The sequence below is a fragment of the Apilactobacillus waqarii genome (genome assembly GCF_019061205.1).
Classification (GTDB): domain Bacteria; phylum Bacillota; class Bacilli; order Lactobacillales; family Lactobacillaceae; genus Apilactobacillus; species Apilactobacillus waqarii.
In genome coordinates this window covers 93,698-106,787 of record NZ_JAHQYH010000003.1, presented here as the reverse complement: position 1 = coordinate 106,787, position 13,090 = coordinate 93,698, and the positions used below count along the sequence as shown (strand labels likewise).

Genomic DNA, 13,090 nt, shown 5'->3' with positions numbered 1-13,090 from the left:
TGTCACCACCTATCCTTGTTTAGTCTTTTTAAAGTGTTCTTGACGCTTTACGATGTCAGCTGGTGGAGTTACCTTAGGAGCTCTATCATCTAACAACCATGTTGCTGCGTAGTGAGTGTCAGAAACCTTAAAGAATGGTGGTTGTTCAATTGTGTCAATCTTTAATGCATACTTATTTCTAGCAGCAAATGCATCCCCTACTGGTGGTTCCAATAGGTCTGGAGGAGTACCTGGGATTGATGGTAATACATCTTCGTTGGTATCCAAAGTAGGCATTGATCCTAATAGGCCCCAAGTGTATGGGTGCTTTGGATTGTAGAAGATTTCATCAACAGTTCCGTATTCAACGATTTTACCCGCATACATAACTGCAACACGATCAGCCATACCTGCAACTACCCCTAAATCATGGGTAATGAAGATGATTGAAGTGTTAATCTTGGTTTGTAATTCCTTCATTAATTCCAGAATCTTAGCTTGGATGGTAACGTCCAACGCAGTGGTTGGTTCATCAGCGATTAAGATTTCTGGGTAGTTTACTAACGCAATCGCAATCACGATTCTTTGTCTCATCCCACCAGAGAATTGGTATGGATAGTCATTAATTCGTTCTTCGGCATTAGTAATACCTACTAGTTTTAACATTTCCAAGGCTTTAGCCATTGCTTTTTCTTTGGATAAACCTTGGTGAATCATTAGTGGTTCAGCAACTTGGCGACCAATCTTCATAGTTGGGTCCAATGAAGTCATTGGATCTTGGAAGATTTCAGCAATCTTGCTACCACGTAATTTACTTAATTCTTTTTCGTCTAATTGTAAAATGTCTTGGCCATCGAATTCGATGCTTCCGTCGACAACATCAGCGTTGGTTGCGTTCAAACCCATAATGCTTCGAGTAGTTACTGATTTACCAGAACCTGATTCCCCAACGATTGCTAGGGTTTCACCCTTCTTTAAATCAAAACTAATGTCACGAATGGCTTGAACAGTACCCGCGTAAGTTTTGAAATTAATTGATAAATTTCTAACTTCTAGGATGTTTTCCTTGTTTTCCATTCTTGTCACCTACTCTCTTGATTTAGGGTCAAATGCATCTCTTAGACCATCACCTAAAATGTTGAATGCAATCATTAATAATGAAAGAACGACTGCTGGAACCCACATTTGATATGGTAAGAATTGGAATGACTTTTGACCGTTACTAATCAAAGTACCTAATGAAGCAGCTGGGGCTGGAACCCCAATTCCGATAAATGATAGGAATGCTTCGAAGAAGATTGCACTTGGAATAGTGAACATTGTATTAATGATAATCACTGAAGTTAAGTTTGGTAATAAGTGCTTGAAAGCAATCTTAAATGAACTTTCACCCAGTGAACGTGCAGCTAGCACGAATTCTTGACTCTTTAGTTCAAGTGTTTGTGCACGAACTAAACGAGCCATGTTGATCCAACTAGTAAATGCAATCGCAATGATGATTGCAGGAATACCTGGTTTTAATACCAATAGTAGAAGAATCATAACAACTAGGTTAGGAATTGATAGTAGGATTTCGATGACACGTTGCATGAAAGTATCAACCTTTCCACCAATCCAACCTGAGATAATTCCGTAAGCAACCCCGATAGTTAGATCGAAGAAAGTTGCGACAACGGCGATTAATAGTGAAATTCTAGTACCGAATAATGTTCTTGCGAACAAGTCACGACCTAAGTAGTCACTACCTAACCAGAAGTAATGGTTAGCAGCGGCACCTGTATAGGCGTTAACACGTGCTCCACCTTGCACTAAAGTTCCGTTAAATCCAGGAATGTCAATTCCAGGAATACGTGGTGGTAAGTTGTTTAAGTTTGGATGAGTTGAAATACTGCTGAATGCAGGAATCAATGCTGATCCAAATGATACAACAAATAAGAAAATCAAAATGTATAGTGAAATCATTGCCGCTTTGTTTTTCTTTAGACGACGCCATGAATCCTTCACAAAAGTAAGAGAAGGAGCCGCGATTTTTTCATTATCTAAATGTGCACCATCTGATAATGGTTCAAAGGCGTCTTTTGGTAGTTGTTTTGCTTTATCTGCCATTTTATTCTCTTCCCCCCGCTACTCTGATTCTTGGATCGATTATTCCGTATACGATGTCGGTAATTAATAATACGACACATAATAGGAAACAATACATAACTGTAAGTCCCATGATTGTTGGGTAATCGTTTGTTAACACTGAGTTAACGAATTGTTCACCAATACCTGGAATTGCGAAAATGTTTTCAACAACTAGTGATCCAGTCATGATGTTTACGGCCAATGGCCCGATGATTGTTACCAATGGGATTAAACTATTTCTTAAAGCATGATGGTAGATGATACCGAACTTGCTTAGACCCTTGGCTCTTGCTAGTTCAATGTAGTCTGAACTTAAAACATCAACCATTTCAGTACGTACGAAACGTGCTGATTCGGCTAATGGCATTGCTGCCAATGCTAATGTTGGAAGAATTGTGTATGCAAATCCACTCCAACCGGCGATTGGTAGTAATCCCCACTTCAAAGCAATTACATATTGTAGTAATACTGAGAAGACGAATGAAGGAATTGAAATTCCTAGAATTGAGATGATAGTAGTTGAAGTATCAACCCAAGTACTCTTCTTGATTGCCCCGACAGCACCAACAATGATACCGGCGATAACACCAACAACCATTGCTTGAGCACCCAATAGAAGTGATGGTCCCATACGACTTGAGATTAGGTATGAAACTGGTTGATCACTGAATTGGAATGATGTTCCAAAGTTACCTTGAACGGCGTTCACTAGGTAACTAATGTATTGTTGCCAAACTGGTTTATCCAAGCCGTATTGTTTTAACACCATGTAACGTTCAGCTGGAGAAAGCTTGGCTTCGTTAGTCAATGGAGTCCCTGGCATTAACTTCATTAAGAAGAATGTCACAGTGACAACTATGAATAACGTTAATAACAAGTAGAAAACTCGTTTTGCTAAAAACTTAACCATATTATTTTATCCTCACAATCTTTCAGGGAAAATTCCCCTTTATGTACGGAAGAGTTTTAGATTCGACTACATCCATTATAGTAGCTATCTAAAACTCTTCACAATGAAAAACTTAATTTAATTAGGTTTTACTTCTTTGAAATAGTAGCATCTCTAAAGTCGTAAGGTGAGCCAGTAGGGAAGAATTGTACACCACTTACACGAGGCTTGATAGCTTCAGAAGTTACTTGGTGGTATAGAGGAATAATTCCTTGGTCAGCCATTAATTCTTTTTCAGCATTTACTAGATCGTCCCAACGTTTTGCAGGGTTGTTTGCGTCTACGCCTTCAGCGTTCTTAACGTATTCGTCGTATTTAGCGTTGCTCCACTTACCGTTGTTGTATGAACCATCAGAAGTAAATAGTTGTAGGAATGAAATTGGGTCTGGGAAATCAGCACCCCATGCACTAACAACCATGTCAAATTGACCATTTTGTGAACGGTTTAATCTTGACTTGAATGGAATGTTTTGTGCGGATACCTTTAGGCCAGGTAGTTTTTCTAGAGCAGTTTGTAGGAATTCAGTAGTCTTCTTACCGTTATCAGTGTCATCAGATAGGATTGAGTAGTTAACTGACTTCTTACCAACTTCTTTTAGACCCTTAGCCCATAGTTTCTTAGCTTCTGCTAAGTTGTAAGTTACACCAGTCTTAGTTCCAGCGTATTCAGTAAAGTCTTTACCGTTACGTTTTGACATGTCTGGTGATACGTAACCTACAGCTGAGATTGAACCGTCACCTAAAGTGTTCTTAGTGTATTCATCACGGTCAATTGCTAATGAGATAGCTTTTCTAATGTTTGCGTTCTTAAAGATAGGATCTTTCTTTTCGTTTAATTCGATGTAGAAAGTTGATGCTTGTTTTTGTGAATGGAATTCGCTTGAATTCTTGTACTTAGAAACTTGTTGTGCACCTGATAATGCAGTTTCATCAAGTTCACCAGTTTCATATTGGTTTAATGAAGTGTTGGCATCGTTTTGAACGTTGAACTTAACACCAGCAACCTTAATCTTGCTTGCATTGTAGTAGTCCTTGTTCTTAACTAAAGTCCATGAGTTGTTTGTACCAGTCCATCCTTCAACCTTGAATGGTCCGTTGTATACCATGTCCTTACTTGATGTACCGTAAGCTGAACCGAACTTCTTAACAGCTGATTCGCTTTGTGGTAAGAATGGTGCCATGGTTACTAAGTACTTGAAGTAATCTTGAGGTTTGTCTAATGTAACTACAACTTTGTAATCACCGTCGGCTTTGATACCTAATGATGAAACAGGTGCCTTACCCTTACCGATCGCATCAGCGTTTGCAACGTTGGAGAATAGGTATGAGTATTGTGAAGCTGTCTTAGGGTTTACAGTACGTTGCCAACCGTAGACGAAGTCTTTGGCAGTTACGGGCTTACCATCACTCCATTTTGAATGACGTAAGTTGAATGTATATGTCTTACCGTCTTTTGATACCTTGTAACTTTCGGCTACACCAGGTTTTACCTTGTTGTTAGCTGCGTTAACTAATAGTCCTTCATTACTATTGTTTAACGCACCAAAACTAACTGTATCGGTTGCTTTTGAAGCATCCAATGTTGGTAATTGAGAACTGGTTTGCCAGTTAATATACTTACTTGTGGATTCTTTTGAAGAATTACCACAAGCTGCTAGTAGGAATGCTGATGCTGCACCAACAACCCCTAGCTTTACTACGGATTTCATTTTCATTTCCAAATACCCCCAATTTCCTTACTAAAAAGTTTTTGTTTAAAAGGATTGAGAAAATGATACCACCTTCTCATTATAAAATGCAATACTTTTTCTAATTTAATTCTAATTTAGTTGAATCTTTTTAATCTCAAAAGTAAAGAAAACGTTAAGATATCAAGCCGGATGAATGATTTAGATAATCTAATCATTATAAAAGACACACTCATAATTCTATTAAAACTCTCTAATTTTTATTCGATTTTCTTTTTTTATAACCATTCTTATTAATGATACGTAAATGGTATAATGGATAAAAATAACAAGGAGGTATTCATTTGGATACAGAACAACAAACTGCCGTTATCATCGGTTTAAACCTAGACAATGAGCAATTCGAGTACTCAATGACTGAATTAGCTGCCTTAGCTGAAGCTAATAACCTAGAAGTTGTGGCTCGTCTGGTTCAAAAGCTAGATCATCCCGATAAAGCCACATACTTCGGTAAAGGTAAAGTTGAGGAACTAAAGATGACCGTCTTAGACAAAGACGCTGACATGGTCATTGTTAACGATGAACTATCACCTAGCCAAATCAGAAACTTAGAAAAGCAAACAGAAACAAAAATCATCGACCGTACTGGTCTAATTTTGGAAATCTTTGCCAACCGTGCCAGAACTCACGAAGCCAAACTGCAAGTTCAATTGGCCAAGTTGCAATACCAACTACCACGTTTGCACACCAGTGCTAGCCAACGACTAGATCAACAAACTGGTAGCGGTGGTGGTGGATTCACCAACCGTGGTTCCGGTGAATCTCAACTGGAATTAAACCGTCGTGTGATTGAAAAAGATATTTCTCACATCAAACAAGAACTAAAGGACATCCAAAAATCAGACTTAACCCAAAGAAAGCAACGTGATGGTAAAAACATCCCTACTGTTGCTTTGGTGGGATACACCAATGCAGGTAAGTCGACCATCATGAACCAACTGGTTAATCGCTACGGTGAAAACCAAGAAAAGCAAGTAATGGTTAAAAACATGTTGTTTGCCACCTTGGATACCAGCGTTAGAAAACTAATTTTCGACGACAACAAGACCATGTTGTTATCTGATACCGTTGGTTTCGTAAGTAAGTTACCTCACCAATTGGTAAAGGCCTTCCGTTCGACTTTGGCTGAAGCTGCCAACGCAGACTTATTGGTCCAAGTAGTCGACGAAGCCGATGAAAATAAGGAACTAATGATGAAGACCACTGAACAAACGTTGAAGGAAATCGGGGTCGAAAACATCCCAATGATTACCGTCTTCAATAAAGCCGACATCTTAGACGAACCCCGTCCACAACGTGCCGGTGACAACCTAATCATGGCAGCTCTAGAAGAGGACTCCATCGATGAATTAGTTCAAATCATTAGAGAAAACAGTTACAAGGATTATGTCACCGAAGAATTTTTAATTCCGTTTGATAAAGGTGACATCGTCAACTACCTAAACACTAAGGCCAACGTGCTTTCAACCGAATATGTCGCTGAAGGAACCAAGGTCAAAGCTGAACTAACCGCTGTTGACAGCGAGCGATTTAAACAATATCTTATTAACAACTAACTATTTTATAAGGATGTGATGAGGTATCGACAATCAGCTAACCGCAAAAGCAGCAATCAAAGATAGTATTCCCACCATGTTTGGCTACATCGGAATCGGTCTCGCCTTTGGGATTATCGGGAAATCCCTTGGCTTTAGCCCCTGGCTAGTCGCCATTTTGTCATTGACCGTCTATGCTGGATCAGCGCAATTCATTTTGGTATCAATGATGGCTTTACACAATCCAGTTTTCTCGATTGTGCTAGCGATTTTTCTGGTCAACTCCAGAATGATCCTAATGAGTATTACCACTGCACCATATTTCAAAAACGATTCGATGCTCAAAAACATCTTAATTGGATCTTTTTTAACCGATGAGAGTTTTGCGTTGGGTATGAATAAGGTCAACTATACTGATAATCAGTTAACGTTTACCTGGTTCAATACCGCCAACATCGTTTCTTACTTAACTTGGGCCGGTGCCTCATTTGTAGGAGCTGTAGCCGGTAGTTTCATTCATGATCCATACGCAATTGGGTTAGACTTTGCCCTTGTCGCAATGTTTATAGGGCTACTTTACTTACAAGTGATTGCCAAAAACGGTATGCCATTGAAATTAAAACTACTGATGATTTTAATCACCTTCATCATGGTATTTATTGGATTAATCTTTATTCCAAGCAACCTATTAATCCTACTAGTAACACTAATTACTTGTCTGATTGGAGTGATTATCAAACATGTCTTCTTTTAATTTCGTCCTACTAACCGTGATTGGATGTACGCTAGTTACCTGGTTGTCACGTGTGATGCCGTTCATCCTATTAAAGAAATTCAAACTATCGAAACCAGTTGAAGAGTTTTTAAGTTTCGTCCCCATCGTGATCATGGCAACGTTGTGGTTCTCACAACTATTCGTCCAACACCTGGGCCACTTACCTTCCATCAACTGGGAAAACCTAATCGCATCAATCCCATCAGTTATTGCTGCAATCATCACCAAGAGTTTATTGGTGGTCGTGATTGTCGGAATTATCTCATTAGCAATCATTCGATTAATATAAATAAAAAGACCTAACTTCATGTTAGGTCTTTTTTTAGTTTGTTTTGATTAATTCGTCAACTTGGTTTTGCGCTTTTTGCCAATCATTATTCTCAATGATAGTAGCTACATCTTTTAAGTTGTCTGGGATTTCAATATCGCGTTTGTATTCGTTACTGCAAATTCGTTGATTAACACGTTCGATATCATCACCGCGTTTAATCATTCGTTCGCGTAAGATAACTGGGTCGTTGACTTGGACAAACCAGACGATTGCTTGATCACCTAGTTTTTTCTTATATGTAGCTGCCCCTAATGTATCTAAGACAATAATTGCTAAATCATTTTTGGCCCATGCTTCGTTAATGCCCTCCATTGAGGATCCGTACTTAGCATGTGAATATTCAACGTGTTCCAATAAATGCAATTGATTAAATGATTCGTTATTTTCAAAATAATAATCAATACCATTTTGTTCACCATCTCGTGGTGCTCTTGTGGTATGTGTAATTACTTTAGCTGCGTGGTACTTGTCAATCACGTAGTCGCGAAGAGAAGTCTTACCACTTCCCGCCGGACCGGTAATCACTATTAATTTCTTTGCATCCATTGGCTATCCCAGCTTTTCTACGATGTATTCGTTAGTATGTTTCAAAATGTCTTTTAGATTATCAAAGGTAACGGTCTTCATTGCTTCGTCAAATGGAGCCCAGACATAGTCGCTGATTTCTTCAGCCTGTAGCGTCACTTTATCACTATCGACTTGAGAAGTATAGAAAGTAACCACTTTATGGTGACCGTTTTTCATGTCATAGTTTGCATCAATACTAAATTCGGTATCAATGGTGGCATCAATGCCAGTTTCTTCCTTAATTTCTCTAATAGCTGCTTGTTCTAGCGTTTCATCGCCTTCAACGTGACCCTTAGGAAAGCCCCAGAAGTCACTAGTAGCACTTTTTTCTAATAGGTAGACTGGTTTGTTATCAACTACGCGGTACACGATGGCACCTCCGTCAATCTCTGTTACCATAATCATCCCTCCACATTTGATTTGCTATCATTATATCATTTTGCTAGATTATCATTAAGTATTTATCAGTAAAACTGAATAGATGTTTTGCTTAATCTGATATAATGAAAGCAAACCTATACATAAGTTAGGAGAATAATTATGAAAAATCATCAATATGCAATTGCTGATTACAATTTAAAAGTTGCTAAGAACGAATTACGAGCTATTCATTTCTTAGACGAAGAAACTGATAAAATTGACAACCCATCAGCACTATTAAAACACTTCTTGATGACTTACTTTTTAGATTCACAAAGTTTAGCCATTCGAGGACAAAAAATCTCACAAATCATGGCTAGTTTCGAAGATGACGCACTAACCTACCTAGACAAAAACGCGCCACTATCCAAGATTGCGTTTTACAACATTGCGTTACAACTTCTACAATTCACAGTCGGTGAAGACTTCTTAATCGATAACTCAATCACTAAGATGCAAACCCTAAACCTACCAGTCGCCGACGTTCATGATCCAATGAACCTATACGACGTGATTTGTGCATGGTATCTTCTACTAAATACCCACACTAAATACGGTGTAACTTTAATCGACTACCTAGCCGGTGAAGGCTACTTCGCGCAAAACTACAACCAATTCGACAAGCCACTTATCTTCAATGGTAAGAGTATGCCGGTCTATGACACTAACGACCTAATTCGCGAAGTTGTCTATGTTGAAGCCCCAATGGACACCGACAACGACGGTAAGTTAGACCTACTAAAGACTGAAATCGTTCGTCCAAAGGAAAGCAACAAGAAAGCCGTTCCGGTCATCTTTACCGCTAGTCCTTACAACCAAGGCACCAACGATGCCGACGGAGAAAAGTTAACCCACAACGTTAACCTAGGTCTTAAGCACAAAGAACCCAACACTGTATCTCTATCAGACATCAGTAAGAAGGAAAAAGAACCAGAACTACCTGCCGCACGTAACGTTGAAGGTAAGACTAGAAAGGCTGAACAAACATTTAGCCGTGAACAATCATACACTCTAAACGATTACTTCTTAGCTCGTGGATACGCCGTTGTCTACTCCGCTGGTATCGGTACTTACGAATCAGACGGTTTTAGAACCACTGGTGATAAGTATGAAACCATCTCAGCAACTGCCGTTATCGAATGGCTTGCCGGCAACCGTGTTGCATTTACCAACCGTACTGACAACAATCAAATCGAAGCCTACTGGTCAAATGGTAACGTCGCAATGTCTGGTCGTTCATACTTAGGTACCTTACAAATTGCTGCTGCCACAACTGGTGTTGCTGGATTAAAGGCCTGCCTAGTTGAAGCCGCTATCTCTAGTTGGTATGACTACTACCGTGAAAACGGACTAGTCATGGCACCCGGTGGTTTCCAAGGTGAAGATGCCGATGTATTAGCTGCCGAAACTTACAGTCGTAAGAAATCCGCTGCCGAAGACATCAAGAACGAAAAGAAATGGGAAATCCATTTAACCAACATCACTAACGAACAAGATCGAGAATCTGGTGATTACAACGCCTTTTGGGACAAGCGTAACTACCTAAACGACGCTAAGAAGATTAAGGCTGACATGTTCTTCATTCACGGTTTAAACGACGAAAACGTCAAACCAATTAATGTCGCAAACATCTGGCATGCCGTTGACCCATTAAACATCTCAAAGAAGATGATTTTACACCAAGGTCAACACATCTACATTAATGCATTCCAATCACTTGATTTCACTGACATGGTCAACCTATGGTTCACCAACAAGTTAATGGAAGTTGAAAACGACGCCGACAACCTAATCCCTAACATCTTGGTCCAAGACAATGCGACCGACCAAAACTGGTATGCAATTGATGAATTCGACGAAGATGAAAACCTAAAACGTTTTGAATTAGCTAAACCATCAGATGATTCTGAAGTCGCTGACGACAAGGTTAGTTTCTCAGACTCACTAGACGAAAAGGACTTTGAATCATACTGCAATGACGTCAACAAGTGGGAAAACGACTTGGTAATTGGTGGAAGCGATGCTCCTATCAATGACAACCGTGTCGTCTTTACCTTCGACAGGCTTCTAAAGGATGTCACTATCAACGGTAAGGCACACATCCACTTGACCGCATCATCTTCAAAAGACTTCGGTATGCTAAGTGCCCAACTAATCGATTTAGGTGAAGACTTCAGATTAAACGCTCAACCAGAATCTGTTGACCACGCTAGGATTCAATTAGGCTACCTATGGCGTGAAGACAACCTTCGCGAATTCAAGATGAGTCGTAAGAAGACTCCATTTAAGAAGATTGCTGAAGGTCATATCAACATGCAAAACAGGAACAACGCTTACCAAGTAAGTGATCTAAAGGCTGATGAATTCTACGAAGTTAACTTTGATTTACAACCAAATGTCTACAAGGTTAAGGCTGGTCACCAACTAGCTGTTGTTATCTATGCAACCGACTTTGACAAGTCAATTCGTGGTAACCAAGATGTGAAGTACACCATCGATTTATCAGACTCAGCGGTTGAACTACCCTTCAACAAGGACTAATATTAATAATAATTTAGATTGAAACGAGGGATTGTCATGAAACAACAAACAAAAATTATCACTTTAGATAATGGCTATCATTTATGGACCCACACTTCTGGAGAAGGTAAGATTAAATTACTTGCCCTACACGGTGGCCCTGGTGGAACCCACGAATACTGGGAAGACTCAGCTGACCAATTGAAGAAACAAGGTCTAGATGTTGCCGTTACCTACTACGATCAATTAGGTTCATGGTATTCCGATACCCCTGATTTTTCAGACCCTAAGATTGCTGACAAGATTTTAACTTACGACTACTACGTTGACGAAGTTGAAGAAGTTAGACAAAAATTAGGTCTAGATGACTTCTACTTAATTGGTCAATCTTGGGGTGGTGTGTTAGTTCAACTATACGCACAAAAATACGGTGACCACCTAAAGGGTGCCATCATCTCATCAATGGTCGATGACATTGATGATTACACTAAGCACTTAGACGAAATTCGTGAAAAGGAATTCGCTCCTGACGAATTAGCATTCATGAAGAAGTGCGAAGCCGAAAACGACTACGACAATCAACGTTACCAAAACGATGTTGATCAACTAAACAAGGGTTACATCGACCGTAAGCAACCATCTAAGTTGGAACACCTAATCGGCGTATCCAACACTGATATTTACAACAAGTTCCAAGGTGACAACGAATTCGTTATCACTGGTAAATTAGGTGAATGGCACAACACTGATCACCTATCAGAAAACCATGTCCCTACCCTAGTTACCTTCGGTGAACATGAATCAATGCCTGTTGAAACTGGTAAACGTATGGCTAAGATGATTCCAAACGCTAAGTTTGTATCAACTCCTAATGCCGGTCATCATCACATGATTGATAATGCCCCAGTTTACTACGATCATTTAGCTACTTTCATTCGTGAAGTGGAAAACGATACATTTAATAAGTAATAAAAAAGCCCTACGGGGGCTGAAAAAAGAACCCGACTGGTTCTGAAAAAAAGCCCACGGGGTCTGAAAAAAGAACCCACTGGGTTCGAAAAAAAGACCTACTAGGTCTTTTTTTTATATTATTTTTAATGTTTTCGTGGTATAACTATCTTTAATGAATTAAAGGAGTTCATCAAAATGCAAAACGTCTATAATATCGTATTGAATCGAACCAATAGCAACAGCGTTGAACGATTCATCAACCTATTCAGAGAAGGCGCAATTATCCTTGTTGTCCTTGAAATCTTTGGATATCGAGTACCGTCTTTTCTAACCAACTCAATGAATAACTTCCTATTAAGTATCTTCTACTTAATTACAAGTTACAAAATTCCATTAATCTGTTTCATTCTATTGTGCGGATTATTCCTAGTATCAGAAGCTTCGATGCACCATCGATATCTCGATAACCTGCATCATAATTTCTGGCGCCAACTAATCAAGCTATACAAATACGTGTGGATTATCGTCTTCACCGTTTGTTTGCTTGCTACTAACTTGGAAAGTCTAATCGACTTCAAGTTCATCGTCGAAGCAAGATCTTATGCAGCGGGTTCTGATTTTTGGCAAACCCTATTTAGAAACTGCTTCGCCCTATTCATGTTCTTCTTAAACATTTACTGGTTCTTAGTTTACTTCTGTAACAGCGATAACGCCCTTGCAGAAAAACATCCCCGTCAAAATCAATTGAATTCCAAGGGATACATCAAACTATCAAAACGTGAATTGGAATTCTCCAACCAACACGTTTACCTCCAAATATACGTAAGAAATAATGAATCACAGGCCCTAGATGATATTAAAGAATACTTTTTGGTTAAACAGGTAAATTATCGAAACGACCGTCAACACAAAGAAGATATCACCATCATCAGTCAGTTTGCCTCATACAGTGACGCTAAGAACTTTATGAATGACTACGCTGACGAACCAAGTAACTTTATGTAAAAAAAGAACCTACCATGATATGGTAGGTTCTTTTTTGGGTTTAAAACAAACTAATTAAAATAAATAAAGCGAAACAGGAAGCTGTTATGACACTGTATCTCGTATCGATCAATTGGCCATCGTCAATGTATAAATTGCGACCGCCGAAGAATAATACTAAGGCGATGAAAATAATTTTGACGG

Annotated in this window: 12 protein-coding genes; 6 read left to right on the top strand and 6 right to left on the bottom strand. The window is 39.2% G+C overall.

What is annotated here, in order from left to right; translation table 11 throughout:
• Positions 1-9 precede the first annotated feature (9 nt).
• The 4 genes from KTJ72_RS02990 to KTJ72_RS02975 all read right to left on the bottom strand — a co-directional run bounded on the left by KTJ72_RS02990 (position 10) and on the right by KTJ72_RS02975 (position 4,770).
• Positions 10-1,056, bottom strand: coding sequence for an ABC transporter ATP-binding protein (locus KTJ72_RS02990; RefSeq protein WP_053796808.1), 1,047 nt, complete (start codon positions 1,054-1,056; stop codon positions 10-12).
• Between the two features lie 9 nt (positions 1,057-1,065).
• The gene (locus KTJ72_RS02985; protein WP_217304123.1) at positions 1,066-2,085 is read right to left on the bottom strand and encodes an ABC transporter permease; all 1,020 of its coding nucleotides are present in this window, start codon (positions 2,083-2,085) and stop codon (positions 1,066-1,068) included.
• 1 nt (position 2,086) lies between these two features.
• Complete coding sequence (gene opp3b, locus KTJ72_RS02980; RefSeq protein WP_034531454.1) at positions 2,087-3,016, bottom strand: oligopeptide ABC transporter permease; 930 nt, start codon at positions 3,014-3,016, stop codon at positions 2,087-2,089.
• 128 nt (positions 3,017-3,144) lie between these two features.
• On the bottom strand, positions 3,145-4,770 hold the full coding sequence (locus KTJ72_RS02975) for a peptide ABC transporter substrate-binding protein (RefSeq protein ID WP_094751016.1): 1,626 nt from the start codon (positions 4,768-4,770) through the stop codon (positions 3,145-3,147).
• 311 nt (positions 4,771-5,081) lie between these two features.
• Here KTJ72_RS02975 and hflX point away from each other — a divergent pair, with 311 nt between their 5' ends.
• From hflX to KTJ72_RS02960, 3 genes are read left to right on the top strand one after another with little or no spacing between them, the layout of a single operon-like run.
• Positions 5,082-6,359: a GTPase HflX gene (gene hflX / locus KTJ72_RS02970; protein WP_424580175.1), complete on the top strand. Its 1,278-nt coding sequence runs from the start codon at positions 5,082-5,084 to the stop codon at positions 6,357-6,359.
• A gap of 25 nt (positions 6,360-6,384) precedes the next feature.
• Positions 6,385-7,092, top strand: coding sequence for an AzlC family ABC transporter permease (locus tag KTJ72_RS02965; protein WP_217304161.1), 708 nt, complete (start codon positions 6,385-6,387; stop codon positions 7,090-7,092).
• Positions 7,079-7,402 (top strand): AzlD domain-containing protein, encoded by a 324-nt coding sequence (locus KTJ72_RS02960; protein WP_217304122.1) that lies wholly within the window; start codon positions 7,079-7,081, stop codon positions 7,400-7,402. Before KTJ72_RS02965 ends, KTJ72_RS02960 begins: the two co-directional genes overlap by 14 nt.
• Before the next feature lie 33 nt (positions 7,403-7,435).
• Here the strand turns inward: KTJ72_RS02960 and KTJ72_RS02955 are convergent, their stop codons facing one another.
• Together KTJ72_RS02955 and KTJ72_RS02950 are read right to left on the bottom strand one after the other, a co-directional pair.
• Positions 7,436-7,990 (bottom strand): guanylate kinase, encoded by a 555-nt coding sequence (locus tag KTJ72_RS02955; RefSeq protein ID WP_217304121.1) that lies wholly within the window; start codon positions 7,988-7,990, stop codon positions 7,436-7,438.
• Between the two features lie 3 nt (positions 7,991-7,993).
• Positions 7,994-8,410: a bis(5'-nucleosyl)-tetraphosphatase gene (locus KTJ72_RS02950; protein WP_041152952.1), complete on the bottom strand. Its 417-nt coding sequence runs from the start codon at positions 8,408-8,410 to the stop codon at positions 7,994-7,996.
• A 141-nt stretch (positions 8,411-8,551) separates the two neighbouring features.
• Here KTJ72_RS02950 and KTJ72_RS02945 point away from each other — a divergent pair, with 141 nt between their 5' ends.
• From KTJ72_RS02945 to KTJ72_RS02935, 3 genes are all read left to right on the top strand, one after another.
• Positions 8,552-10,972 (top strand): Xaa-Pro dipeptidyl-peptidase, encoded by a 2,421-nt coding sequence (locus tag KTJ72_RS02945; RefSeq protein ID WP_217304120.1) that lies wholly within the window; start codon positions 8,552-8,554, stop codon positions 10,970-10,972.
• A gap of 36 nt (positions 10,973-11,008) precedes the next feature.
• On the top strand, positions 11,009-11,920 hold the full coding sequence (locus KTJ72_RS02940) for a proline iminopeptidase-family hydrolase (protein ID WP_217304119.1): 912 nt from the start codon (positions 11,009-11,011) through the stop codon (positions 11,918-11,920).
• Between the two features lie 177 nt (positions 11,921-12,097).
• Positions 12,098-12,907 (top strand): hypothetical protein, encoded by an 810-nt coding sequence (locus tag KTJ72_RS02935; RefSeq protein WP_034531443.1) that lies wholly within the window; start codon positions 12,098-12,100, stop codon positions 12,905-12,907.
• The last annotated feature ends 183 nt before the right edge of the window (positions 12,908-13,090 follow it).

Coding starts and splice junctions, on each gene's coding strand:
- KTJ72_RS02990 (WP_053796808.1), bottom strand. CDS start 1,056: ATGGAAAACAAGGAAAACATCCTAGAAGTTAGAAATTTATCAATTAAT.
- KTJ72_RS02985 (WP_217304123.1), bottom strand. CDS start 2,085: ATGGCAGATAAAGCAAAACAACTACCAAAAGACGCCTTTGAACCATTA.
- opp3b (WP_034531454.1), bottom strand. CDS start 3,016: ATGGTTAAGTTTTTAGCAAAACGAGTTTTCTACTTGTTATTAACGTTA.
- KTJ72_RS02975 (WP_094751016.1), bottom strand. CDS start 4,770: ATGAAAATGAAATCCGTAGTAAAGCTAGGGGTTGTTGGTGCAGCATCA.
- KTJ72_RS02960 (WP_217304122.1), top strand. CDS start 7,079: ATGTCTTCTTTTAATTTCGTCCTACTAACCGTGATTGGATGTACGCTA.
- KTJ72_RS02955 (WP_217304121.1), bottom strand. CDS start 7,990: ATGGATGCAAAGAAATTAATAGTGATTACCGGTCCGGCGGGAAGTGGT.
- KTJ72_RS02950 (WP_041152952.1), bottom strand. CDS start 8,410: ATGGTAACAGAGATTGACGGAGGTGCCATCGTGTACCGCGTAGTTGAT.
- KTJ72_RS02945 (WP_217304120.1), top strand. CDS start 8,552: ATGAAAAATCATCAATATGCAATTGCTGATTACAATTTAAAAGTTGCT.
- KTJ72_RS02940 (WP_217304119.1), top strand. CDS start 11,009: ATGAAACAACAAACAAAAATTATCACTTTAGATAATGGCTATCATTTA.
- KTJ72_RS02935 (WP_034531443.1), top strand. CDS start 12,098: ATGCAAAACGTCTATAATATCGTATTGAATCGAACCAATAGCAACAGC.